Consider the following 25,038-nt stretch of genomic DNA (forward strand, 5'->3'; position numbering starts at 1 on the left):
TATGGATGTTAGAGCATATGTTGGGGATATTTAAAATATACCTACTTTAATCGCTGTCGGCTGTCTGATATAATGGTAGGGATTATCAGACTGAGGTGGGAGGCCAGTTCAATATGCAGCACGTATTCACGTTCACTCTTGCCTTTCTCATCGTCTATGCCCTTGTTCCCGTTATGCGCAATCTCGCACTGAAGACAGGATTTGTTGACGTGCCGAACCAACGGAAAATACATAGAGATCCCATCCCGCTGCTCGGAGGAGCGGCTATGTTTGTGGGCTTTTTTGCCACCACCATGGTGATGGGAGAAATTAACCGGGAGTATATTGGATTGGCTTTGGGAGCCCTGGTGATTTTTCTGGTGGGGCTGGTGGACGACTACGCCAAAACCAGGGGCAAGGATTTTCCGGCGCTGCCCAAATTCGTGGGACAGTTGCTGGCCGCTACTGTCCTGATCTCTTTCGATATCCGGATTGAGGGAATCACCGTCCCTTTTGGCAGCGGGGCGGGTTATTACGAATTTGATACTTGGCTGTCGGTAGTGGGCACCCTGCTTTGGGTTGTGGGAATCACCAACATGTTCAATTTCCTCGACGGAGTTGACGGGTTGGCGGGCGGCATTGCTGCCATTTCAGCCACAACGCTGCTGTTCATATCCCTGTTAAAAGGACAAACCACAAGTGCCATGTTTGCCGTAACACTCATTGCCATTTCGCTGGCTTTTCTGCGCCACAATTTCCATCCCGCCCAGATTTTCATGGGGGATTCGGGTGCGACATTCCTGGGATTCACCCTGGCTGCGATTGCGGTGGAAGGGGCATTCAAGGCGGCGACGCTGGTGTCGGTAGCCGTTCCCGTCCTGGCGCTGGGTGTGCCGATCTTTGATTTCTTCTATGTTACGATCAAACGAATCAAGGAACATCGGCCCATTCACAAAGCGGACAAAGCCCATACTTTCCACCAGTTGATGCGATCGGGCATGAACCAGATTCAAACGGTGGCGTTCCTGTATCTGCTGGGAATCTGTTTCTCTCTCGCATCGATTATTGTGGTGTTGGTCAACAGGTGAAGGTGATTTCAATGGAATCAGCATTACGGAAAGCGGCGAATGTGTTGATTGTGGTACTGGCGCTTGCGGTGATAGGGGGACTGGCCTACTGGATCTGGTGGGGCAGTACCCGGTTGCCGGTTATCGAAAGAGCGCCAAACTGGACCCTTGCCAATATTGAAAGCGGACAACAGGAGTCGCTCCAGTCATTGGGCAACAAAGTCAAACTGGTGGAGTTCATTTTCCTGAACTGTCCCGATATTTGTCCGACCACAACCGTGAATATGGTCGCCATGCAGGAGGAATTGAACAAACGGAAACTGTTTGGTTCCGATGTGGTATTTGTGGGAATCACCTTTGATCCGGGACGGGACACACCGGAAGCGATCAAGAAATACGCCGACACCATGCAGGTTGACTGGAAGGGTTGGAAGTTCTACAGGGGAACGGAAGCGGAGACGCAGAAAGTTCTGGCGGATTACAAGATCTTTGCAGAGAAACAGCCGGACGGAAGCTACGTCCATCCTGTAAGGTCCCTGTTCCTGATCGACCGCAACAACAATATTCGCAAGATCTACTCCATGGGAGAGAAGATGGATAAAGAAGAGGTTTTGAAAGACATCAGGCAGTTGGCTAAGGAATAACATCCATTCAGAGATGTGGGGCTGTCCCAATATGGGACAGCCCCTTCGTTTGTTTTGCCGCTTTTCTTAGTTGACAATCTGAACCAACTCGCATATTCTAACATTAAAATAAATGTTTGAATGAATGGTGGCGAAATGGATGAGTCAATACCAGCCAACAGATGTTTGTGAGATTTTTTGTTATGACGAGGCAAAAGTGAACAGACTGCGCGGTCAAACTGAGGTTCCGCAGGGCATCTCATCGATTTTCAAAGCGTTGGCGGATGATACCCGCTTTCGCATTGCATATGCCCTTTCGCTGGAAGATGAATTGTGCGTGTGCGATGTGGCGAATATTATCGGAACAACGGTCGCCAACGCGTCCCACCACCTGCGGGTTTTGCGGAACAACGGTCTGGCAAGCCACCGGAAAGAAGGGAAGATGGTGTTTTATGCCCTTGCTGACGCTCATGTGAAGACCATAATCCGCATGGCCTTTGACCATTCTCAGGAGATGCGCCCCAACGCGCACCCGGCAGGAAGATAGGGGGACATTGTGTTGAGACTTCATGAGGATCGTCACGACCACGATCATCACAATGACCATGAACACGGCCACGATCATCACCATCACCATCATGGATTTGGGCATCATCGCCACGGTGGGGACGACAAGCGGTCTTTGACAATCGCGTTGACCATCACCAGCATCATTCTGGTGGCGGAGGTAATTGGAGGTTTTATCACCAACAGTTTGGCTCTTTTGTCAGATGCCGCCCACATGTTCAGTGATGTGGCTGCCTTGGGACTGAGTTTGCTTGCCCTTTGGTTTGCCGCAAAGCCTGCGACCATGGAACGGACCTTTGGTTTCTACCGGGCGGAGGTGCTGGCCGCTTTACTGAATGGGATCACACTGATTGTGGTATCGCTGTTTATCTTTTGGGAAGCGTATGAGCGCTTTCTCCATCCGCCACAAGTGCAGAGCGGCTTGATGATCACTGTGGCAACCATTGGTTTGGCGGCCAATCTGGTGAGTGCGTGGGTGCTTTCCCGGGGAGACCGGCATCACCACAACCTGAACGTTCGGGGTGCTTTTCTGCACGTTCTGGGTGATGCGTTGGGGTCGGCAGGGGCCATAGCGGCGGGAGTTATTATGCTGGTAACCGGTTGGTATTATGCGGATCCGATTATCAGCGTAATGATCGGGCTGTTGGTGCTGATCAGTTCTTACCGTTTGTTGCGGGATACGGTGCATGTGCTGCTTGAAGGAACTCCCACCCATATTGACCTGCGGAAGGTAAAACAGACGATGTCTTGTGTAGCCGGAGTTCAACAAGTTCACGATTTGCATGTCTGGACCGTTTCCTCCGGTTTCATCAGCATGAGCGGGCATGTGGTAATTGACAAAGAACGGGACAGCCAGGCGGTACTTCATGAATTGGGGGCCGTGCTCAGGGAAAAATTCGGTCTCGCCCACACGACCATCCAGATTGAGACAGAGAATCTGCACCCTGAGAAGGATCATTGCACCCATTGCTGACGGAACGCATAAAGACTGTTCGATGAAGAACCCAACGGGGGTGGAGAGAATGGCAACTGCAGAGGGAATTCAAAAACAATATCGCCTGACAGGTCTCTCCTGAGCGAGTTGTGCCGCGAAGATCGAGCGGCATGTCCGGGCGTTGCCTGGCGTCAAGGAAGCGAATCTGAACTTTGCGGCAGCCAGATTGTCGGTGGTGGGAACCATCTCGGATAAGGAACTGCAAAGGGAAGTAAAGAAAGTGGAAGACGTCACCCTCAATCCGGTGGGAGCCCCTCAATCAACAGAGAAGCGAACCTTTTGGGAAGAGAATCGCAAGGCTGTTACCACAGGGCTTTCGTTGGTGGCGCTGGTACTGGGATTCGTATTGGGAGCCGAAGGGGGGGCAGGGAAGGGGTTATTGCTTGCGGCAGCCGCAGCAGGCGGCTATGCAGTGGCTCTTAAAGGAATTCGCAATCTGCTCCGGCTGGAGTTTGACATGAATGTGCTGATGACCACCGCCATCACAGGGGCGATCTGGATCGGGGAATGGAAAGAAGCGGCTGTCGTGGCCTTCCTGTTTGCCGTCAGTGAGATGCTCGAGTCCTATTCCATGGAGAAAGCACGGCAATCGATCCGCTCTCTCATGGATATCGCCCCGAAGGAGGCGACGGTGATCCGCAACGGAGAGGAAATTCCAATACCGGTTGAAGAACTGGCGGTTGACGATACGATCCTTGTCCGACCGGGAGAAAAAATCCCCATCGACGGGATCATTATGGAAGGACAGTCTTCTTTCAACGAGGCGGCCATTACAGGAGAATCAATGCCGGTTGAGAAATCGGCAGGAGATGCCGTATATGCCGGAACCCTGAACCAGCAAGGGGCTATTCGTGTTCGAGTAACAAAACTGGCAGAGGACACAACGATCGCCAAGATCATTCACCTGATGGAGGAAGCACAGAACCAGCGGGCACCGGCGCAAGCCTTTGTCGATAAATTCGCCAGGTACTACACACCGGCGGTGATTGTCCTGGCTGTTGGGATTGCCCTTATACCGCCCCTGTTCTTTGCGGGGGAATGGAACAAGTGGATCTATCAAGCATTGGCGCTGCTGGTGGTTGCCTGCCCCTGTGCGCTGGTAGTGTCAACGCCCGTTGCCATTGTGTCGGCAATTGGTTCGGCAGCCAAACATGGCGTGTTGATCAAGGGCGGGGTGTTTCTGGAGGAAGCGGGAAACCTGAGGGCCGTGGCGTTTGACAAAACAGGCACATTGACCAAAGGGGAACCTGTTGTTACAGACCTTCTTCCGTTTGATGGATGGCACGGGAAGGAACTCCTTCGCATTGCCGCCAGCTTGGAAAAGCTATCGGAGCATCCACTGGCGAAAGCTGTCGTGAGACAAGCGGAGGCACAAGGGATCACCCTGCAACCGGTCCTTGAGTTTGCCGCCATCCCCGGGAAAGGAGCAGCGGGAACCATTAGCGGGGAATCTTATTATATCGGGAACCCCCGCTTGTTTGAAGAAATGCATGTCGATATCTCACCGATTCAGGAGTCTGTTGCCTCTTTACAAGCCCAAGGCAAAACGGTTATGATTCTTGGAACCGGCACCCGGGTTCTCGGCTTGCTGGCGGTGGCTGATCAGCTCAGGGAGAACGCAAAGCATACCGTTGACGAGTTGAAACAGGCTGGCATCAAGCAAACGATCATGTTGACCGGGGACAACCGGAGAACAGCGCATGCCATGGCGGAGCAAGCAGGTGTGGATGAACACTACGGAGAGCTGCTTCCGGAGCACAAGCTCGCGATGGTGAAGCAATTACGGGAAGCATACGGCAAAGTCGCCATGGTGGGCGATGGCATCAATGACGCACCGGCTCTTGCAACCGCAACTGTAGGAATTGCGATGGGAGGTGCCGGAACCGATACGGCGCTGGAAACGGCCGACATTGTGCTGATGGCCGACGATCTGTCGAAACTTCCGTTCACAATCCGGTTAGGGCGTCGTGCTGTAAGGATCATCAAACAAAACATCACCTTCGCGCTGGTTACCAAATTGCTTGCGGTTCTGCTGGTCTTCCCGGGTTGGCTGACGCTCTGGCTGGCGATACTGGCCGATATGGGAGCCACGATTCTTGTGACATTAAACGGTATTCGCTTATTGAAGAACAGGTAAGAGGGGCGGTTGCCCCTGACTTTTTTCTGTGTTGGGAGGCATGTGCGGTGCAAGTTCGTGTGTACACAAATGTTCCGGCAGCTCTTGGGGCCGATTTTTTGAAGGAGAAGAAGGATCTTGTGCTGCTGGATGTCAGGCAGCCGGAAGAGTATGAGGCAGGGCACATTCCAGGTGCGGTGCTAATCCCGCTTGGTGAGCTGGAATCCCGGATTGACGAGTTGGACAAGGAAAAGGAATATTTGGTGATCTGCCGCAGCGGCAGACGCAGTGTGATGGCGTGCCATCTGTTGAATGAACGGGGGTTCGACAAACTGTTCAATCTGCAGGGGGGCATGCTGGAATGGACAGCGGAAGTGACAAGAAGCCAGAGATGATTCCTCCGACTTCACCTTTTCCAAAAGTTTGGTGGGATGTTTCTATGACCGTGGTTCGGTTTACATAATACATCCAATGAAAAATAGGACTGAAAGTCAGCCTTATTTTTGATTATTTGATTTTCACATCAAGAATAGGGGGGATTTTCAGTCTTATTCGGGTGAGTTTCGAGGTGTAAAAGTAAAAACTAGCATATAGGACTGAATAAAAGTCCTATTTCTGGGTGTTCCTTTGTCTCGACAAGATAAGCCTGATATTCAGTCCTGTTTTTTCTTGCCTTTGCAGTTGCGAGGCAATCACAGCACACCGAACCCTCCCTCACAACAGACAAATACTCAAAAACCGGGTTCGGAATTGGGTCAGAACGGGTTCGATCCCGGTAAAGATGTAGAATAAGAGCGCCGCCCTTGGCGGCTTTTTATGTCGATATTTCTCGGGAAATGGAGAAACAGAAGCAAGGATTTGGACGCGATCCCTCGAATATGATTATTGACAGAACAGGGGGCGGACATATGGCGAACCAACCGGATATCTGGGGACCTTCCGGGGTTGCATGGCTGGAAGCAAACATTGGATACGATTGGCCGGAATCCCTTGTCCTTGCTTTGGAACAGAAATGGGAACAAAGTGAGGAATGGATTCTGCAGTGTCATCCCTGGAAAGCGTTTCTGCTGATTTTGCGCAATTATCTGACGGGGGACTGGGCCGTGGCGGAAGGCAGGCTTCGTCGATTGATCCCTGTGTTGGCAAGGTACGGAAATGCGAATCAAATGGCTGCTTCTCTTTCCTTGTTGGGCTTGCTTCGTTTGGATCTCCAGGGATGGGAACCCGAACTGGAAGCTTTGCACACGCAATTGAAGGATGAACAGACTGCAGGGGGAGATCTGGGCGAAATACTGGCACGGTTTTTCTTTGCCCAGGCCGCCGTTATAAACGGGAGATTGTCCGATGCAGACGATTTTTACAAAAGAATGTTGCACGGGGAAGCAGTAACGGACGAGGCTGCCAAATGGGTCTTGGGCCGCGTATTCGAAAAAATGGGCTTGTACCTGTTGAGAACGGGTACCCATCCAATGAAAATGGAATGGCAATTGGCAACAGACCAGTGGATCAAACAATTCCCTTCCTCCTTGATCACAGACAGATTGCAACGCTTAGATTGTCATCCGGTTATGGCATGGCGGGACTCAACAGCAGCGCAAACCCTGACTGGAAATCTGGCAGGGATCTTGATCGACCGGGAAACGGAAGTGGCCAGGGAGATTCTTGAAGCAAAGAATTCCTTGCTCCCCGAGAAAGTTGCATTGGCGAAGTTTCTGGCCAAATCCTACGGAGATCCTTTTTGGATCGGTCAGGCCGATCGATTGACCGCATCGGAAGCGCCCCGGCCTTCTATTGAGACGGGCTCCGGCAAGATGGAATGCCGGTTTACTTTCTTTGGCACGTTTCAGGGGTATCTTTCCGGTGGAGAGGAGCTGTTTCCCCGCCGTTACGGCCGCAAGAAAGTAAAACAACTGCTGGCGCTGCTCCTGCTGCAGCCGCGTTACCGCATGGTCAAGGACGTACTGACAGACCGGCTATTCGCCGATGAAGAGAATATTCATTCCGGCAATTATTTGCATGTGCTTATGCACCGGCTGCGGGAATTGTTCGCCAGAGCAACGGGTGTCCCAGACAATTGGGCGATGATTCTGGACGGAATGGTTGCGCTGAATGAGAACCGGATTGGCGGAATCGACGTGGAGGAATACCGGAAACGGGCATCGGTGGGCCATCAGTTGTGGTTTGACGATCCTGCGGCCGCATCCGAGTTGTATGACAAGTCGATTGGGATGTACAACCCCGTTGTGGCACCCGAGTTTGAATATGAGGACTGGATAGCAACGCTGCGTGTGGAACTGGCCAACCATCAGAAACGCATGCTGAGAAGGTTATGGGAATATGCCAGGGAAAACGGGCAAATGGAAAGGGCTGTCCACTACGGCGAACTGTTGCTGGCGGCCGATGAGTGGGATCTGTCCGTTCTCCGACAGCTTTGCAAGGATTGGCTGCTGGTTGGAGACAGAAAAAGGATAGCGGATACATGTGAACGCTACATCCACTTGTTGGAGAGGGAATCGGAAGAGATTCCCGTCTGGGTGCTGGAACAGGCCAGGAGTGGGCAGGGCAGGTAGCCGGTTGTGAGATGGGTAGGGAGAGTAGGGGGAGAACATCCGTGGGCAAGTTGCAAATTCAATTTCTCGGGCTCTTTGTCAAGGTGGCAGCCCTGGGGGCGATCATATCCGCCATCGGGTTGTTAAACGGGGACAGTCTCGAGTACATGCTGCTGTACAGTTTCAAAATGATCAGTCTGTCGAGCATCGGCTTTGTTCTGATTTTCATGACGATTGTCAAATTCTTGCTGGGCAGTCTGTTTGACGCATTTGAACAGAAACTCTCCGCCAAAGATATTTATTCACCTGAACAAACAGTCAGAATGGCTCAGGTTTGTATCCGTTTCCCCTTCAATCTGTTTCGCGGATTCCTGACTTTCGGAATCCTGTTCGCTGCTCTGTATCTGGTGGCCGAATGGTGGGTGAACAATTCCTACCTTCATTACCGGGAGTGGGAATGGGCCTGGTTCTTCAAGAACTTCCTGTTCAAGACCGCACTGGTATGGCTGTTGGCTTTGATGCTCTATAACGGATCCCGCAACATCTTGCGGCCCGTACTGTCATGGTTGGCCGAAGCCAACCCGGTAGGTTTGGGATTGACCATGTCCTTTCGCTGGCGAATCATTGGCGTGATGACTTCCCTGACGGTCATGATGGGCATGCAATACATGTATCTGCAGATTGGCCTTGCAGGCAACGAACGTCTGCTGCCTGCTTTGTTGGGTTTCTTTCTGCTGTTTCTGGTGCTTTCCTATGCTTTTGCCCGGTCGGCGGTGGATGATGTGGTGAAGGATATCGACCAGGTGCGAACCAGTCTGGCGGAGTTTAACCGCCTGGATTTCCCGCAATCCACCCGGCGGTTGAAAGTGGAAAGCGCCGACGAAGTGGGTGATCTGAAGGTTCAGTTTAACTCGCTGCAGGAAAAAGCGGAGCAATACTACGAGAGAATGTCGCAGGAGTTGGCTCTTGCCAACCGGGTGCAAACTTCCTTGCTGCCGTCCTCTCCGCTAGCCGCGGGGTTAGTGAGGGTGGAAGGACGTTCCGCAAGCGCGGCCGACCTGGGCGGTGATTTCTTCGATTATGCGATGGTAGACGAACAAACGGTGGTGGTGATCATTGGTGATGTGTCAGGCAAAGGGTTGCCCGCCGCCCTTGTGACGTCAACCGTGTTGGGATTGTTTCGGGCGGAACTCCAGCATGGCGGGACACCTTCCGACCTGCTGGACAGAATGAACAGTTCCATCAGCGATGTGCTGATGCCTGGAATGTATGTAACAGCGGGTATTCTGGCGATTCATGCAGAATCGGGGGAGTACAGTTATGCGAGTGCCGGCCATCTGCCACCTCTTCTCTTATCGGCCAAAGGGCTGACCGAATGGGAGACATCTTCCCTGCCGCTTGGGATCGACCGGCATCCTCCAATTCCCGAACTTACAGGTGTCTTGGAACCGGGTGACCGCGTGGTGTTCTATACAGACGGTATACTGGAGGCGAGATCGCCATCAGGGGAACTGGCAGGATTTGAAACGGTACGCCAATGGGTGCAAGCGGGGAGTCGGACAGCCGGGAATTTGCTTCAGGTGGTTGCAGACGCTTTGGACACACATCGTTCCTCGGCGATCCGACAGGACGATGAGACGATTGTGGTGCTGCATTTTGGCGGCTGAAACCAGGATCGGGGAAACAGTAAGTCAATGGTTAGCGAGCCTCGATATACTCAAGACAAAATGGTTTGAGGCGGAGGTAGGGGTTGTGGAACAGAAAGCCAAAAAGTGCATACAAACCTCATTTCCCAGCCGGCTTGGAACGGAAAAAACGGCCATGGAGCTGATTGAACCCTTCTTGCAACAAGCGGGAGCCAGCTTGAGCCGTTTGGAAGACATCAAAACTCTGGTGTCAGAGGCGTGTCTGAATGCAATTGAGCATGGCAACGCCATGGATGAAAGGAAAAGCTATCGTTTGGAACTGCAATACGAAGACAATTGTCTGACGATAAGGGTTGAAGACGAGGGCGGACGGAGCAGGTGGAGCAAATCGCCGCAGTTTCAGCCGATTGACCGTGTGATGGAGACTGATGGGGAACCCCGGGGATGGGGGCTGCAAATCATTGACCAGTTGGCGGACGCCTGGCAATATCACGTTAGTGACCACGGAACACGGTTTGAGATAACAGTAAACATGCAGGCAGAAGGGGGAGGCGGTCTCTCTGAATACCGGAGTTAGATTGAGTACGGAACACAAAGGGGATATCTGGGTCATTCGCATTCAGGGTGAATTGACGCGAAATGAGGAACAGCCGTTTTTTCAGGTGTATCCCTGGTTGAACCAGACTGAGGACACCAAATACATTCTGTTTGACATGACGGGCCTGCAGTATATCAACAGTGCGGGGATTTCTCTGCTGATCCGGTTTGTCAGGGAAGCGCAGCAGCGCCAGCATTCCTCGTTTGCGTTTGGAGTATCCCCCCATTATCAGAAAATCTTTCGCATAGTCGGTTTGACTGCCTACATGGAGTTGTTTCCGGACGAGTACAGCGCCATGGAAACGCTCAATGCCCGAAGTTCCTTTGAACAGTAAGCGAAAGGATTGCCCTGGTGTTGACCGGGGTTTTTTTGTGTGTTCGGTAAGTCAACGGTAACTGGCTGGTAATTTTCTGCCTTTATACTTCCTTTAGATTTAAAAAAATTATCATATATTGGAAAGGAGGGTAAAACTCTTGCTGACACTGCTGATTGTCATTCACGTACTGGCAGCGGTCATCGGAACCGGTCCGGCTTCGCGTTTCCATTGATCATGCAATTTGCGAAGACGGGGGATCAAATCCGATGGGCCTACCAACTCTTGTTTAAGCTTGAAAAATTCCCGAAAACAGGTGCAGTTCTGCTGCTGGCAAGCGGCATCGGAATCATGTGGATGTCCAACACCGGATTTCAACACGGATGGCTGAATGTCTCGCTTGGATTGTTTGTGTTGCTTGAGATCCTTGCAATTGGCATTGTCCCAAGAAAGATGAAACGGATCGCTGAATGTGTGCTGGCAAGCACCGGTGAGCGGATTCCGGACGGGTATGAAAACTTGGTGAAGGAAGCCCGCCCCTACCTGATGTCTGTACATTTGCTGGCTGCTCTGATCCTGGTTCTGATGATCAGCAAACCATTCTAGGGGAGGATTCACAATGAGAAAAATGATTCTGTCTTTCACGTTTGCAGGACTGTTGTTGGGAAGTATTTCCAATCTTGGAGCCGCCCATGAAGGGCAAATCCATCTCAATCTCAATGGTACCAACGTGGATGACGCATCGGTTCACATGATGCCAAACAACCGGATTTACGGATCAGTTGAAGCATTTGCCAGACATTACAATGCATCATTTGAATGGAAGGAAGCGACAAAGACCCTTACACTGAATGGAAAAACGGTTACTGACAAATACGGGGCGGCCCATGTGGTAAAAGGTGTAGTGACCGCACCCATCCGGGCGCTGGCGGAAACGCTTGGCGAAGACCATTTTGCAATCGGTTGGGATGAGGCCAAGACCACTGTCAACGTATCGATTCTTCCTGCAGGAGTAAAACCGCTGGATGGAGGTTATGTGGTTCCGCAAATGGGGGAACATTGGGCGGATCCGAAAAACCTTCCGCTGGGACCGATTTTTGGCATCCATAACGGAAAACTTGTCTTCTTGGAATACATGCCTGACAAGGAACTGAACAAGACGGTCAAGGATATACCGGGAACCGGCGGCGTACCGATTCCTTCTTCCGTGGATCATGCGGACATCGACTGGAATCCCAACGGACATCCAGGGTTTCTGGTTCCCCATTACGATATCCATCTGTATTTTATTCCCCGTTCCGAGCAGGATCTGATTGGCAAATAGCAACTCCTGGCTGCCGCGGTTTGACCGCGGCAGTTTCTTTTGGGCAGGTCGAATCGCATGAAACGGTAAGAACCGGGTAAGTGACCGGTAAGCCTGCGGTAATTCAATGATTCTATACTGCGGATGTGAACTGTGAAGAGCAGATCTGCAATGGGGTAAGCAAGACAACAAGGGCAAGGAGGAGAAACAGGCATGGTGAGAAAGAAGTTTTGGGCTGCCATGTTGGCGCTGGCAATGGTTTTTTCCATGATCCTGCTGCCGGCCCCGGCAAAAGCGGCCGAACAGATCCAATGGGGGGAAGTCCAAAAAGGGGTCTATGATCCGTTGCATCCCTACACCCTTTTGTGGTCGGGAGATGTGCTTTCGCAAGGCGGACTTAACCTGAAAACAATGAAGTATTCGAGCAAATCCAAAGAAGTGGATATTGTGATGAACCAGTATGGGGACTTGGGAGCCACCGGGATCCTTGAACTGGAGGGCCAGGACCTGGAAGATCCCACAGACAGCGATCTGGCCGGTTACACCAACAGTGTGGACATGCAACAGGGGAAAGTGTATCTGATAGTTCTGCAGGACGGGTCTTTGGCCAAGATTCGGATTGACCGGATGACCCTGCCGACCAAAGTCTATTTTTCCTATGTGTTTGAAAAGCAAGGCGGTGACAACAACCAGGGTTCCAACGACAACCAGGGCGGTAATCAAGGCACTTCAGGCGATGAGATTCCCACCTATTACTTCGAGGAAGGTTCCGCCATCGAAATTTCCTGGAAGCGCTACTCCAACGACAGTTACTACATTCTGTACCGTTCCGACAACGGTGCCGATTATGTGAAGCTGACCGACTTTAATCTGTACGAGAACAGTTTCGTCGACAAATACGCTCTGGCCGATCATACGTACTATTACCTGATCTACTCATATGACGCAAACAACAAGTATATTGGAAAAGTGGGCCCCATGCGCGCCATCATCACCAAGAAGTCCGGTAGCGGAGGCAGCGGTGCATCCTCCCAAATCATCCTTCAGATTGGCAGCTATACAGCCAGGGTCAACGGTGTGGAGAAGTCGCTGGATGTAGCTCCCTTTATCCTCGACGGCAGAACGATGGTTCCCATCCGGTTTATCGGGGAAGCGCTGGGTGCACAGATTGACTATAACGCTGCGGAGCAGCGGGTGACTCTGACGCAAAACAACGGGAACACCATCATGCTCTGGATCGACAAATCGGAAGCGAGTGTCAACGGGAAAACCGTATACATGGACGTACCGGCCAAGGTCATCAATGGCCGGACCATGGTGCCGATCCGCTTTGTGAGCGAAAACTTCAATCAAACGGTTTCGTTTGACAGTGCGACGCAAACCATCACCATCAGCGGCCAGGGTGGTTCCGTTCCGCAAAATAACGGCAACAACTCTTCCAACAATGGTGTCAACACAATCGATCTCAGCTTCTTTTACGGAACCTGGAGTCTCTGGACACCGGGTGCTGCAGTGGGAGGGCAATACTCGCCCGGTGCCAATGCTGGGTACATCACCATCAAAAGCGATGGAACCTATGAATGGTCCAGCGTTTTGGATGGCGATTTGACCGGCGAATGGAAGAAAACCGGGAAAAGCTCAGAAATCATGATCATGAACGGAGAAAGCGAAGATAATTGGACAGCCCGCAAGCAGGACGACGGAACCATTATGGTGTTCGATTCCGTAGGAGTTTATCACATCGGAACGAGGGTGACAAACTAACGCATAGCGCAGGCCGGGTCAGACCGCTCAGGGTTGGTTTCCTGAAGAGTCTGGCCCGGCTTGTTTGTTCCCTTGCCCGGGTGGGCAGGCAGCACCGCCATATTTTTGATCTCCACTTTTTCCGAAGATTCAGGGATAATTAGAATAACACCGATGGCGTTTCCAAATGAATTGCTGACTTAATATAACAGACTGGATTTCCAACAGGAAAGGGTGGTCAGAATGAAAGTGACAGTGGTGGGAGCCGGAGCGGTTGGCGGTTATTTCGGCGGAAGGCTGCAGGAAGCCGGGTTTGATGTTACATATCTGGTCCGGGAAAAAAGGGCCCAACAGCTTAAGGAGACCGGTCTTATCATCCGAAGCCCGTTTGGGGATGCGGAACTGGTCCCGAAGACGGCTCTTGCGGCAGAGGAGATTGAGGCGTGCGATCTGGTCATTCTCGGAGTGAAGAACTACCATTTGAAAGAAGCGATTGAATCGATTCGTCCGTTGTTTGAAAAGGGAGCCAAGGTGCTGCCCTTGCTGAACGGTATTGAACACTTTGACATTCTGCAGCGGGAGTTTGGAGAAGAAGCGGTGTTGGGGGGCATTTGCCAGATTATCTCAACCCTTGACCGGGAAGGAAGAATCCTTCATACCAATCAGATGCATGAAATCACTTTCGGGCCGTTGACTCCCGGGCAGGAAGAGTTCTGCCGCCAACTGGAAGAGGCGGTGGAAGGCGCAAACATGAAGCTGAAATTAAGCAAAGATGTTCGCGTTGACATGTGGAGCAAATATGCCTTTATCACGGCATTTTCCGGGGTGACTACCGCCAGCCGGCTGCCGATCAATGAAGTCCTGATGCATGAACCGACGCTGGAAGTATTCCGCCTGGCACTTTCGGAAATGCGGGATCTGGCAGGCGCGAAAGGAGTAACGCTTTCGGAGCGGTTTGCCGACAAGACGGTTGACAACATGTACCGGCTGCCGGAAGGGGCCACTTCATCCATGCACCAGGATTTCCGCAAAGGCCTGCCACTGGAAGTGGAATACCTTCAGGGAGCGGCAGTCCGGATTGCCCGGCAGGCCGGCATCGAAGTGCCGACCGTCAGGACCTTGTACGGTTTGATCAAGCCTTATGAATACGGGGGTGCCAAGTAGGCCGAGAAGGGGGGCCATCCTCCTACGGCAGGTCTATCAACATAAACTCAGCGCCTGTACCGGTTGCCAGATGGAGGTCTGCAACCTGCTGGATTCTGGCCGCATCGCCTTGAGCCATTTTGTCACCGTTCAATGTCAGTGAGCCGTCAATTACAAACAGGTGAGTCCGGCGGTCGGTTTGTGTCGTGTAGTTGATTTCGGAACCGGCTTGCAGCGTGGACAGATAGATGGTCATATCCTGATGAATGTGAAGATTGCCGTCATATTGGCGATTGGAGACGACAGGCAGCAGTTTGTCGATTCGCGCTTCCCGGTCGAATCCTTTCTGTTCGTAAGAAGGGGTGAGTCCCCGGGTCTCCGGCAAGAACCACATCTGCAGCAGGTGAACCGGCTCCTCCGCCGACGGGTTCACTTCTGAATGAAAGATTCCCGTTCCGGCACTCATGCGTTGAAGCTCGCCGGCCCGCAGCACTTCCCGGTTGCCGGTGCTGTCCTCATGCTGCAGTTGGCCGCTGATGACGTAAGTGACAATCTCCATTTCCTTATGCGGATGCATGCCGAAGCCCGTGCCGGGTTGAATGATGTCGTCATTCTGCACCCGCATGGGGCCGAAGGACAGATTGGCCGGATCGTAATATTCGGCAAAGGAGAAACTGAAGCGGCTGGTCAACCAGCCGTGTTCTGCAAGATAACGCTCATTGGAGCGGATGATGCGGATCATGGGATTTCCTCCTTTTGGTTACGGTTTGGTTGTTTAGTTACTTACTTTATTATAGTATAATATTTGTAAAGAATTCAACACGCTACATTGTGTTATGATGAGGCATAGAGGTGATCAGGATGGATTACACAACGATGTGCCCAAAGTACGAAGCCGGAATTGAGATACTTGGCAAACGCTGGACCGGTTTGCTGATCCGGGTTCTGTTGGGCGGCCCCAAGCGGTTTCGGGACATCAAGGAAATTGTTCCCGAAATGAGCGATAAAATGCTGACGGAACGTCTCAAGGAACTGGAGGCTGCCGGAATTGTCGTTCGCAACGTATATCCCGAGACACCGGTGCGGGTGGAGTATGAACTTACCCCCAAAGGAATGGACTTGAAGAACGTCGTTGAATCGATCCAGGCCTGGTCGGAAAAATGGATTTGATTGGCGGCGCTGTCGCCCTTATGGTATAATCTGAAAATGATTTTTCGGGGGTGAACCTATGTCCATAACGACCCAAGATGTGGCGCACGTCGCGAATCTGGCGCGGCTTGCCCTGACGGATAACGAAATGGAGCAATATACGAATCAGTTGAACAAGATCCTCCAGCATGCGGAAGAACTGCAGAAACTCGATCTGGAGAACGTACAGCCCACCAGCCACGTGCTGCCGATCCACAATGTGATGCGGGAGGACAAGTCCCGTGTGTGGCTCACCAACGAGCAGGCACTGGCAAATGCACCGGACAAGGATGCGGGCCAGTTCCGGGTACCGGCTGTGATGGAGGGATAACATGAGCATACTGGACGTATCGATTCGTGATTTGCACACAAAGATTCGCGACAAGGAGATCAAGCCTTCCGAACTGACGGAAGTCGCCCTCCAGCGAATTGAGGAAACGGACGGAACCATCAAAGCGTACCTGACCGTAACCGCTGAAGAGGCTATGGCCCGCGCGAAAAAACTGGACAATCTGCCAGAAGGAAACCTGCCTTTGTTATACGGAATCCCAGGCGCCTTGAAGGACAACATGTGTACCGAGGGTGTAAGAACCACCTGTGCCAGCCAGATTCTTGCCAATTACATTCCGCCTTATACCGCCACTGCTGTGGCGAAACTGGAAGAACATAACTACGTTCTGGTCGGAAAAACCAACATGGACGAATTTGCGATGGGTTCCTCGACGGAGAATTCTTCCTTTTTCAAAACGGCGAATCCCTGGGATCCGGAACGGGTGCCGGGCGGTTCCTCCGGCGGTTCGGCTGCCACTGTCGCTGCGGGGCATGTTCCGTTTGCGCTTGGTTCTGACACCGGCGGCTCCGTGCGTCAACCGGCTTCCTATTGCGGGGTGGTAGGCCTTAAACCCACTTATGGCCGTGTATCCCGCTTCGGATTGGTGGCGTTTGCCTCCTCCCTGGATCAAATCGGCCCCATTGCCCGGAATGTGGAAGACGCAGCAACCGTACTCCAAGCGGTTGCCGGCTATGACAAGATGGATTCCACATCGGCCAATGTGGAAGTTCCCGATTATCTGGCCGCTTTGACCGGGGACATCAAGGGGCTCCGCATCGGGATGCCGAAGGAATATTTTGCGGAAGGACTCGATCCGGAAGTGGCGGCACGGGTGAGAGAAGCGATCCAAACGCTGGAATCCCTTGGTGCCGTTGTTGAAGAGGTAACACTTCCGCACACCCAATATGCTGTTTCCACTTACTACCTGATCGCACCGGCAGAAGCTTCTTCCAACCTGGCCCGCTATGACGGGGTCCGTTACGGGGTCCGCGTGGAAGATGCGGAGGCCCTGTTGGATATGTACAAGAAGACACGGGCCCAGGGCTTCGGTCCGGAAGTGAAGCGCCGGATCATGCTGGGCACTTACGCTTTGTCCTCCGGCTATTACGATGCGTATTATCTGCGGGCGCAAAAAGTCCGTACCCTGATCAAGCAGGATTTTGACAAAGTGTTTGAGCGGTTTGACGTGGTCGTGTCGCCGACAGCTCCGACTGTGGCTTTCAAGTCCGGAGAGAAAATCGACGACCCCATGACCATGTACCTGAATGATATCTATACGATACCCGTGAACCTGGCAGGGCTTCCCGGAATCTCGGTGCCGTGCGGTTTGGCGCAAGGAATGCCTGTCGGGCTCCAGATTATCGGCAAAGCATTCGATGAGTCCACTCTCTTGAAGGTGGCTCATGCATATGAGCAGCAGGCGAAGTTGGATCTCCGTCCTGCATTGGCAGGAGGTGTACGGGCATGACACAGGCGACAGTTGCCCAATTTGAGACGGTTATTGGTCTGGAAGTCCACGTTGAGATGAAGACCCGGTCCAAGATCTTCTGCGGGTGTCCGACGCATTTCGGTGCTCCTCCCAATACCAATGTATGTCCCATTTGTCTTGGACATCCGGGTGTGCTTCCGGTTCTCAACCGTCAAGCGCTGGAATTGGCAATCAAAGCGTCAATGGCGTTAAACTGCAGGATTGCGGAAGAAAGCAAATTCGACCGCAAAAACTATTTCTATCCCGATTTGCCGAAGGCTTATCAGATCTCCCAGTATGACAAACCGGTGGGTGAACATGGCTGGATCGAGATCGAAGTGAACGGGGAGACCAAGCGGATTGGCATTACGCGGGTTCATCTGGAGGAGGACGCGGGCAAATCCACCCATGCCCCGGATGGAACCCATACGCTGGTCGATTTCAACCGGGTGGGCGTGCCGTTGATTGAAATCGTGTCGGAGCCGGATATCCGGACTCCGGAAGAAGCCCGGGCTTACCTGGAGAAGTTGAAAGCGATCATGCAGTATTGCGAGATCTCGGACGTGAAGATGGAAGAGGGATCGCTGCGCTGCGATGCGAATATTTCCCTCCGCCCCTACGGGCAGAAAGAGTTCGGCACGAAAACGGAGCTCAAGAACATGAACTCTTTCCGCAACGTCCAGCGGGCCCTTGAATATGAACAGTCACGGCAGGCAAAAGTGCTGAGTGAAGGCGGTACCATTGTCCAGCAAACCCTTCGCTGGGATGATGCAAAGAATGAAACCATTGTCATGCGCTCAAAGGAAGAAGCGCATGATTACCGGTACTTCCCGGACCCGGATCTGGTCACGATGGTTATTGGCCGGGAGTGGGTGGAGGAGATTCGGACCACCATTCCGGAACTCCCCGATCAGCGCAAAACCCGGTATGTGGAACAGCTTGGATTGCCATCCTATGATGCGGGAGTTCTGACTTCGGCCAAGGAAATTTCCGACTTCTTTGAAGAGACCCTGAAGCATACGGATAACGCCAAAGCGGCGTCCAACTGGATCATGGGCGAATTGATGGGCCACTTGAACGAAGCCGGACTTGAGATCAAGGACTCGAAAGTAAAACCGGACCAGCTTGGGAAATTGATTGGCTTGATTGACAAAGGAACGATCTCGACCAAGATTGCCAAGACGGTGTTCGAAGAGATGTTTGAAACAGGCGGCGATCCGGAGAGAATCATCCAGGAAAAAGGCCTGGTTCAGATCTCGGATGAGGGCGAACTGGCCAAGATTGTGGAAGAAGTGATCGCCAACAACCCGCAATCGGTTGCGGACTATAAAGCGGGCAAGGAGAAAGCGATTGGCGCTCTTGTCGGCCAGGCCATGAAAGCGACAAAGGGCAAGGCGAATCCGCAAATGCTGAACAAGCTGATACTGGAGCGGATTCAATAGTGCAGTTTCCTATGCGAAAACGGGCTCGACTCATCTACAACCCCTCTTCCGGAAAAGAAGCCATGCGCCAACACCTGCCCGAAATTCTTGACATTCTGGAGTTGGCCGGGCTTGAGACGTCCTGCCATATGACCAAAGGGTCGGAGGACACGATTCAGGCTGCCATGCAGGCGGCGGAGGACAGGTTCGACTACGTGATTGCCGCTGGCGGTGACGGCACTGTCAACGAAGTGGTAAACGGTTTGGCGCAAGCGGAGAAGCGGCCGGTGCTGGGAATTCTGCCGGCCGGGACCAGCAACGATTTGGCGGGAGCTTTGGGGCTGCCCCGGGATTTGCTGGAAGCGGCCCACCAGTTGACCCGGTTTCAGATTCGACCTCTGGATGTCGGGCAGGCCAACGGCCAATTTTTCATCAATATAGCCGGTTGTGGAAGGCTTACGGAAATTACCTACGAGGTGCCAAGCAAGCTGAAGACCGCATTGGGCCAGTTGGCTTACTACATGAAGGGGCTGGAGAAAATCCCTCAATTAAGGGACATTCACCTGGAAGTGGAGGCCGAGAACTTCGGGTTCTCAGGGAAAGCCATGCTGTGCCTGATTATGAATTCCCGACGGGTGGGCGGGTTTGAAAATCTGGTCCCTGATGCCAAGATGGATGACGGGTTGCTGGATGTGATCATCGTAAAGCAATCGACCATTCCGGATATCATCAGGCTGGCCACCCAGGCGCTCCGGGGAGAGCATATACACAGCAACCGCGTGATTCATTTCCAGGCGGATCGTTTGACAGTCAGATCCCGGGAACATGTGGATCTGAACCTGGACGGAGAGCATGGTGGCACACTCCCGGCCGAATTTGTGGTCCTCAGACATCATTTGCAGGTGTTGGCATAGTTCTAATTCGGGTTTGTCCCCCATAGACATAGAAAGAGCCCTCAGGCGGGTTGGATGGGCCTGTGGCGCGCAGTCGGGGGGGATGGGCATGCAGGACTTTCTCGCGAGGTATTACGAACTGGATCAACTGAAGAAGCTGATTGAGGCGGAACTGGAAAAGATGCGGCGGAAGCTGCTGGATACCTTTCCGGGACCCACCGAGCAGCAATACGGTCCCTATCAGTTGAAAATCTATCTGCAGGACCGGGGTTCATTTGACCTGAGGAAGGTTTTCCCGCTTCTGCCAAGCGAGGAGTTGCGTTATTACATATCGAATCCCAACAACGCCAACATAAAGGAGCTTGCCAAGCAGGGAGTCCTGCCGGCAGAGAAGCTGGAAGGCACTTACGTGTCAAAGCCGGTTCCGGTGATCACGGTGAAAGAAATAGGGGAGTAATAAGCAAAAGGATGGGCCCTCGCCCATCCTTTTGCTTACATAGGTGGCATTGGCGTTGTGGGAAGTTTCATCTCGACTGCATTTTTTGCCTCTTCCGGCAGTTTGATGGCTTGGACTTTGTTGTAGTTTTTGACGTTTCCGTCAATGACGTATTTGATGGCTCCCATGCCTGGAAGGTTCATTTGAAACTCCAGACTGAATTTGGATTGCAGGTAGGTGGACTTGTCAAGTTCAACAGACATTCTCATGGTTTTGATGGCCTCCAACGCTTGCGGGTTTTGCTCGGGGGGCTGAACGGCCGATTTTTCCATCAGTTTCTTGATGCCCGCTGCGTTGAAGTTATAATTCACCATATAGGAATCGGAAGTTTCCTTCAAAGTTGCGAAAGGCAGGATCAGGTCGGCTTGAGCCGCTTGGAGTTCGCTGTTCGATCCGGTGGACATTTTGACGAATTGGTCCCACTGTTCCGGCTTCATGAATTGCGTTTTCATCCATTGTTTGCTGGTCGGTTCGAAGAAGTACACGTAGCCGTCCATCAGGTACATTTCAAATTCCGCAGTTTGCTGTTGCAGGAGGGTTCCGCCTTGCATCGATCCCTTGCCGTGCAGGACAAACGGATTCTTGGTATAGTCAAACAACGCGTTCCCTTGAACTGTGACTTTCAGGGTGTTGGTCGGAATTTCGGCCGACAGGTTCATGTCGAACTGGTACGAATCCTGCTTATTGGTTTCTTCAGTCGACTTGAGCAGAATCTCTTTGATCTTCTGGCGCATTTTCATGGTGGACTCGGTTGGGAATACGGTGACCGTATTGGTGGAGCCATTCCAATCCACATTGTTGCCGAAAGCCTGGGAGATGAAGCGGATGGGAACCATGGTGCGACCATTGACAACCTGCGGGGCCGGATCCATGGTCACAGGTTCGCCATTCTTCGTTACGAGACCGGTTTTGAAGTCAAGAAACAGAGTAATGTCCTCTTTCTTGATGGTGGCAGTGTCAGTTGCGGCATCATATGTAACTTCAGCGCCCAATCCTTCCGCTAACGCTCGAAGCGGAACCATAAGACGGTCTTTCTGCAAAAATGGTTCCTGGTCAAACGCAATCGCCTTGTCTTCGACAATGATGTTATATTTGGTTTCGGCTTGAACAACACTCGACATTCCTGTGAGTCCGCTCAGGAGCAGGGAGCCTGCCACCAGAGCAGAAAGGGTTCTCTTCTTCATGGGGTCCTCCTAAAAAATGTAATGACTATACAACACTACTATATCGGGTTCAATGTTCAAATGCAATTTGATCCATGTTAAAGTTTGACGAACTGCCGATCCTTTGGGAGTTCTCGCTTTCTTGGGTTTCTCCCTCACGGGAGAACCGGCCATATTTGGTGTATACTAGGAAAGCGGAAGAGGGTGTACGGATGGAGTATAAGAATTGTTCTCTCATAGATTTTTGCAAGGAAGTCGGCCGCCCCGAGATTCCCAGTCCTGCGGGCGGTGCTGTAATCGGTGTCGTGGGAGCCTTATTGGCAAGTCTTACAGAATTGATTGCGCGGGTGTCAATTAAACATTCGGCCTGTGGAGGGCCTCCTGTTTGGTCGGCAGTGGCGGATGCGGCAGGTGAATTAAGTGAAAATCTTCTGCGCTTTGCCGAGGAAGATGTACAGGAAGCCGCCCGACTGATTCGGGGAGAGGGACCGGCCTGTGTCCGAAAGCAGATTGCCGCGCCTGCCAAGATTGCCTCCTCTCTTGTAAAGGTGCTGCGTCTAATGGAAGGGGTTGCGGATCAGGCGGCCAGTTCCGTTCGTGCCGATGTGCGGGTGATTGCTCATTTGGGGCGTGGGGCGGCAGACGCTATTTATGAGATTGAGCGGACGGATATTGAGTGGGGTGGCGGCGGAGATGAGGTTCTCCTGGAGCGGATTGAGGAGTGGCGCATCCAGGCCCACGAGGCTGCCTGCCGAATTTTGAATAAGGCAAGGGACGAATCATGGCAAAAGTAAAAGCACAACTTCCGGTAGAGAAAAATCAATACGTGGAACTTGATATAACAGGGCAGGGGCACGAAGGGGAAGGTGTAGGTCGCTATCAGGACTACACCCTGTTTGTGCCGGGGGCCATCAGAGGGGAACGGATCAGGGCGAAGGTGACCAAGGTCAACAAGAACTATGGTTTTGCCAGATTGGTTGAGGTGCTGCAGGCTTCGGAATTTCGGGCAGAACCGCCCTGCCCGATTTATCACCGCTGTGGGGGATGTAATCTGCAGCACATGACCTATGAGGGACAGCTTGCCCATAAAAGGCAACTGGTGGTGGATGCCCTGGCACGGATTGGAAAACTGGAGGATGTTGAAGTTCTTCCCGTGCTTGGCATGGACGAGCCTTGGAAATACCGAAACAAGTCGCAAGTGCCGGTGGGGCTTGTCAACGGCAAGGTAGTCGCGGGTTTCTACGCTCCCCGCACCCACGAAATTATCGACATGGAAGGCTGTTTGATCCAACATCCGTATAGTGACGAGATTGTGGGGAAGGTCAAGCGGGCTCTGGTGGACCTCGGGATCCCGGTATATGACGAGGTCAGCCATCAGGGACTCGTTCGGCATATCGTCGCCCGCGTTGGCTATCACACAGGTGAAACCATGGTGGTGCTGGTGACGAACGGTCGCAAGATTCCTCGTGTGGAGGAGCTTGTGTCTCGTTTGCGGATGGAGATTGGCCACCTGGTATCCATTATTCAGAACGTGAATACGGCGGTCACCAATGTCATTTTTGGACCTGATACCTACACCCTGTGGGGCAAGGATCGGATTGAGGACCGGATTGGCGATGTCCGATTTTCCATCTCGGCCCGTTCGTTCTTTCAGGTGAATCCGGTTCAGACAGAGGTCTTGTATGGGAAGGCTCTGGAATATGCGCAATTGACCGGGAAGGAGACTGTCATTGACGCTTACTGCGGGATTGGCACGATATCGCTGTTTCTGGCGCGGAAGGCCAAGCATGTCGTGGGCGTGGAAGTCGTCGAGGCGGCCATTGAGGATGCCAAGCGGAATGCGGAACTGAACGGAATTGAGAATGTGGGGTTCCTGGAAGGCGAAGCGGAGAAAGTGATTCCCCGGCTGTACGAGGAACGGGGTCTGCGGGCCGATGTGGTCGTGGTCGACCCACCCCGCAAAGGCTGTGACGAAGCTTTGTTATCGACAATTGTGGATATGCGACCAGAGCGGGTTGTCTATGTAAGTTGCAATCCTTCCACGCTTGCCCGCGACCTGCGGTTCCTGGAAGACCGGGGGTACAAGACGCAAGAGGTTCAGCCGGTGGATATGTTCCCGCATACGTATCATGTGGAGTGTGTAACCTTACTAACCTTGAAATAATAAGATTTTTCGGATTGAAAAAATGTGATTCACCACATTTTGACCATATTACGGGCGGTTGAGTTGGCATGCCGGTATTTCACGGTGCTGCCAGGGGGCAAACATTAGGGGACCGGAAACAGTCTCTTTTCTGTTTCTTGACTTTTGTACAGTTTCTTGTCAAGATACTATTATAAGTTACTTATGTGGCATATTATAAAAACGACCGCAGGTGCTGGTAACATACGGTCAGGTACAATAGTCGCCCTCAAAGGGCCACGGCTCAATTGTGGAGCAGGTAGAAGCAAGGTCACCCGGACTTCCCCAAAAAGTTCAAGGGTGACCTACTTCTTTTTATTCTGAGACAGTTTTGTAGCAATCAAAATCCCGAATGCGATCATCAGGGACAATGCTTCATATACTGTCATGGCATCACCCCCTTTCAAAGGGGATCAGCCGCGGCCACCCTTGAAGCGCCGGTTCTATTGTACAGGGATATTATACCAATCAACTTATTTCCCTACAATCATCTGAATGAGGAATCATCTGAATGAGGAAGTGACATCCTACAGTAAAGTTGAATCGAGTTTCAATAAGTCAAGCAGACAGCGTATATGAAGAGAGTACATCGAACAGATATGGGGCAGGCCAAATCATATATCCCCGAATCGGACAAGGGATTTTTAAGATTATGGTAACAGAGGCCTATCATCGGCGTTGTGCCATATCAGGAGAGAAGACATTGCCTGTATTGGAAGCGGCCCATATCAAACCTTACTCTCAAAACGGACCCCACAGCACGAGCAATGGCTTATTGCTGAGAAAGGATCTTCATACGTTATTTGATAGAGGATATATAACCATCAATGAAGACTTGCACATTGAGGTAAGCAAGAGGATAAAGGAAGATTACGGAAACGGCAAAGAGTACTATGCTTTCCATGGTAAAAAGTTAGCTGTGATACCTGACAATATACAAGAAAAGCCGTCATCCCAATTTTTAAGATGGCATAATGAAAATGTTTATTTGGCATAGTTGTGGAACTTCCTGTGATGGAGGTTCCTTTTTTGCGATCATACACTTCCTGACAGACGCTCGAATCCATTCTCTCGGACATTCCTTCTTTGACGTTTGTATCGATAGTCTCTTTTAAAATGCGGTGCTGATTCAGGATTGATGCCGAATTATGGGAATTGATTCGAGCGAACTTGTCGTATGTCTGCAAATTCACAACATCACGTGCATAGCCCGAAGTATCAGCTTATTCTTTTTTCGCCAGTTTACTCACCTCTT

26 protein-coding genes are annotated in these 25,038 nt (G+C 52.0%); 23 read left to right on the forward strand and 3 right to left on the reverse strand.

The genetic code is table 11. The features are described 5' to 3' along the window. Nucleotides 1–113: 113 nt before the first annotated feature. The 14 genes from EFBL_RS14895 to EFBL_RS14960 all read left to right on the forward strand — a co-directional run bounded on the left by EFBL_RS14895 (nucleotide 114) and on the right by EFBL_RS14960 (nucleotide 14,662). The gene (locus EFBL_RS14895; protein WP_096182876.1) at nucleotides 114–1,067 is read left to right on the forward strand and encodes an MraY family glycosyltransferase; all 954 of its coding nucleotides are present in this window, start codon (nucleotides 114–116) and stop codon (nucleotides 1,065–1,067) included. A gap of 11 nt (nucleotides 1,068–1,078) precedes the next feature. Further along, a complete protein-coding gene (locus EFBL_RS14900) occupies nucleotides 1,079–1,690 on the forward strand; it encodes an SCO family protein (RefSeq protein WP_096182877.1) in 612 nt (203 codons plus the stop codon). A gap of 139 nt (nucleotides 1,691–1,829) precedes the next feature. Then, nucleotides 1,830–2,216, forward strand: coding sequence for an ArsR/SmtB family transcription factor (locus EFBL_RS14905; RefSeq protein ID WP_096182878.1), 387 nt, complete (start codon nucleotides 1,830–1,832; stop codon nucleotides 2,214–2,216). A gap of 12 nt (nucleotides 2,217–2,228) precedes the next feature. Then, on the forward strand, nucleotides 2,229–3,209 hold the full coding sequence (locus tag EFBL_RS14910) for a cation diffusion facilitator family transporter (protein ID WP_096182879.1): 981 nt from the start codon (nucleotides 2,229–2,231) through the stop codon (nucleotides 3,207–3,209). Between the two features lie 49 nt (nucleotides 3,210–3,258). Further along, on the forward strand, nucleotides 3,259–5,367 hold the full coding sequence (locus tag EFBL_RS14915) for a heavy metal translocating P-type ATPase (RefSeq protein ID WP_096182880.1): 2,109 nt from the start codon (nucleotides 3,259–3,261) through the stop codon (nucleotides 5,365–5,367). 47 nt (nucleotides 5,368–5,414) lie between these two features. Beyond that, nucleotides 5,415–5,741 carry a rhodanese-like domain-containing protein gene (locus EFBL_RS14920; RefSeq protein WP_096182881.1) on the forward strand — a complete coding sequence of 109 codons (327 nt, stop codon included), beginning with the start codon at nucleotides 5,415–5,417 and terminating at the stop codon, nucleotides 5,739–5,741. Nucleotides 5,742–6,254: 513 nt separating this feature from the next. After that, entirely contained in the window at nucleotides 6,255–7,916 is a 1,662-nt protein-coding gene (locus EFBL_RS14925) for a bacterial transcriptional activator domain-containing protein (RefSeq protein WP_131927625.1), read from the forward strand. A gap of 41 nt (nucleotides 7,917–7,957) precedes the next feature. Beyond that, the gene (locus EFBL_RS14930) at nucleotides 7,958–9,562 is read left to right on the forward strand and encodes a PP2C family protein-serine/threonine phosphatase (RefSeq protein WP_165912412.1); all 1,605 of its coding nucleotides are present in this window, start codon (nucleotides 7,958–7,960) and stop codon (nucleotides 9,560–9,562) included. Between the two features lie 85 nt (nucleotides 9,563–9,647). Then, nucleotides 9,648–10,118: an ATP-binding protein gene (locus EFBL_RS14935; protein WP_165912413.1), complete on the forward strand. Its 471-nt coding sequence runs from the start codon at nucleotides 9,648–9,650 to the stop codon at nucleotides 10,116–10,118. Between the two features lies 1 nt (nucleotide 10,119). Then, nucleotides 10,120–10,473, forward strand: coding sequence for an STAS domain-containing protein (locus tag EFBL_RS14940; RefSeq protein ID WP_165912414.1), 354 nt, complete (start codon nucleotides 10,120–10,122; stop codon nucleotides 10,471–10,473). Nucleotides 10,474–10,737: 264 nt separating this feature from the next. Then, nucleotides 10,738–11,058 (forward strand): DUF2269 family protein, encoded by a 321-nt coding sequence (locus EFBL_RS14945; protein ID WP_216640730.1) that lies wholly within the window; start codon nucleotides 10,738–10,740, stop codon nucleotides 11,056–11,058. 13 nt (nucleotides 11,059–11,071) lie between these two features. After that, on the forward strand, nucleotides 11,072–11,776 hold the full coding sequence (locus EFBL_RS14950) for a hypothetical protein (RefSeq protein ID WP_096182887.1): 705 nt from the start codon (nucleotides 11,072–11,074) through the stop codon (nucleotides 11,774–11,776). Between the two features lie 192 nt (nucleotides 11,777–11,968). After that, nucleotides 11,969–13,519 (forward strand): copper amine oxidase N-terminal domain-containing protein, encoded by a 1,551-nt coding sequence (locus tag EFBL_RS14955; RefSeq protein WP_096182888.1) that lies wholly within the window; start codon nucleotides 11,969–11,971, stop codon nucleotides 13,517–13,519. 222 nt (nucleotides 13,520–13,741) lie between these two features. Beyond that, nucleotides 13,742–14,662 (forward strand): ketopantoate reductase family protein, encoded by a 921-nt coding sequence (locus tag EFBL_RS14960; RefSeq protein ID WP_096182889.1) that lies wholly within the window; start codon nucleotides 13,742–13,744, stop codon nucleotides 14,660–14,662. 22 nt (nucleotides 14,663–14,684) lie between these two features. Here the strand turns inward: EFBL_RS14960 and EFBL_RS14965 are convergent, their stop codons facing one another. Then, nucleotides 14,685–15,383: a pirin family protein gene (locus EFBL_RS14965; protein WP_096182890.1), complete on the reverse strand. Its 699-nt coding sequence runs from the start codon at nucleotides 15,381–15,383 to the stop codon at nucleotides 14,685–14,687. 119 nt (nucleotides 15,384–15,502) lie between these two features. Between EFBL_RS14965 and EFBL_RS14970 the strand changes: the two genes are divergently transcribed. The 6 genes from EFBL_RS14970 (at nucleotide 15,503) to EFBL_RS14995 (ending at nucleotide 20,399) form a co-directional block, all read left to right on the forward strand. After that, entirely contained in the window at nucleotides 15,503–15,811 is a 309-nt protein-coding gene (locus EFBL_RS14970) for a winged helix-turn-helix transcriptional regulator (protein ID WP_096182891.1), read from the forward strand. 58 nt (nucleotides 15,812–15,869) lie between these two features. Continuing rightward, nucleotides 15,870–16,160, forward strand: coding sequence for an Asp-tRNA(Asn)/Glu-tRNA(Gln) amidotransferase subunit GatC (gene gatC, locus EFBL_RS14975; RefSeq protein WP_096182892.1), 291 nt, complete (start codon nucleotides 15,870–15,872; stop codon nucleotides 16,158–16,160). 1 nt (nucleotide 16,161) lies between these two features. Continuing rightward, nucleotides 16,162–17,628, forward strand: coding sequence for an Asp-tRNA(Asn)/Glu-tRNA(Gln) amidotransferase subunit GatA (gene gatA / locus EFBL_RS14980; protein ID WP_096182893.1), 1,467 nt, complete (start codon nucleotides 16,162–16,164; stop codon nucleotides 17,626–17,628). Next, entirely contained in the window at nucleotides 17,625–19,070 is a 1,446-nt protein-coding gene (gatB, locus tag EFBL_RS14985) for an Asp-tRNA(Asn)/Glu-tRNA(Gln) amidotransferase subunit GatB (protein ID WP_096182894.1), read from the forward strand. Before gatA ends, gatB begins: the two co-directional genes overlap by 4 nt. Before the next feature lie 11 nt (nucleotides 19,071–19,081). Beyond that, nucleotides 19,082–19,963, forward strand: coding sequence for a diacylglycerol kinase (locus EFBL_RS14990; protein WP_096183047.1), 882 nt, complete (start codon nucleotides 19,082–19,084; stop codon nucleotides 19,961–19,963). An 88-nt stretch (nucleotides 19,964–20,051) separates the two neighbouring features. After that, entirely contained in the window at nucleotides 20,052–20,399 is a 348-nt protein-coding gene (locus EFBL_RS14995) for a hypothetical protein (protein ID WP_096182895.1), read from the forward strand. Between the two features lie 35 nt (nucleotides 20,400–20,434). Here EFBL_RS14995 and EFBL_RS15000 read toward each other — a convergent pair whose 3' ends face one another. Next, on the reverse strand, nucleotides 20,435–21,622 hold the full coding sequence (locus tag EFBL_RS15000) for a copper amine oxidase N-terminal domain-containing protein (RefSeq protein WP_096182896.1): 1,188 nt from the start codon (nucleotides 21,620–21,622) through the stop codon (nucleotides 20,435–20,437). Nucleotides 21,623–21,813: 191 nt separating this feature from the next. On the opposite strand from EFBL_RS15000, the gene EFBL_RS15005 reads away from it, so the two are divergent. Then, a complete protein-coding gene (locus EFBL_RS15005; RefSeq protein ID WP_165912415.1) occupies nucleotides 21,814–22,395 on the forward strand; it encodes a cyclodeaminase/cyclohydrolase family protein in 582 nt (193 codons plus the stop codon). Continuing rightward, nucleotides 22,383–23,765 carry a 23S rRNA (uracil(1939)-C(5))-methyltransferase RlmD gene (gene rlmD / locus EFBL_RS15010; RefSeq protein ID WP_096182898.1) on the forward strand — a complete coding sequence of 461 codons (1,383 nt, stop codon included), beginning with the start codon at nucleotides 22,383–22,385 and terminating at the stop codon, nucleotides 23,763–23,765. Before EFBL_RS15005 ends, rlmD begins: the two co-directional genes overlap by 13 nt. Nucleotides 23,766–24,088: 323 nt before the next feature. Here the strand turns inward: rlmD and EFBL_RS21940 are convergent, their stop codons facing one another. After that, nucleotides 24,089–24,172, reverse strand: a complete 84-nt coding sequence (locus tag EFBL_RS21940; RefSeq protein ID WP_369690108.1) for a putative holin-like toxin — start codon at nucleotides 24,170–24,172, stop codon at nucleotides 24,089–24,091. A 263-nt stretch (nucleotides 24,173–24,435) separates the two neighbouring features. Between EFBL_RS21940 and EFBL_RS15015 the strand changes: the two genes are divergently transcribed. Beyond that, entirely contained in the window at nucleotides 24,436–24,780 is a 345-nt protein-coding gene (locus EFBL_RS15015; RefSeq protein ID WP_096183048.1) for an HNH endonuclease, read from the forward strand. Nucleotides 24,781–25,038 lie beyond the last annotated feature (258 nt).

The sequence above is a fragment of the Effusibacillus lacus genome (assembly GCF_002335525.1).
Classification (GTDB): domain Bacteria; phylum Bacillota; class Bacilli; order Tumebacillales; family Effusibacillaceae; genus Effusibacillus; species Effusibacillus lacus.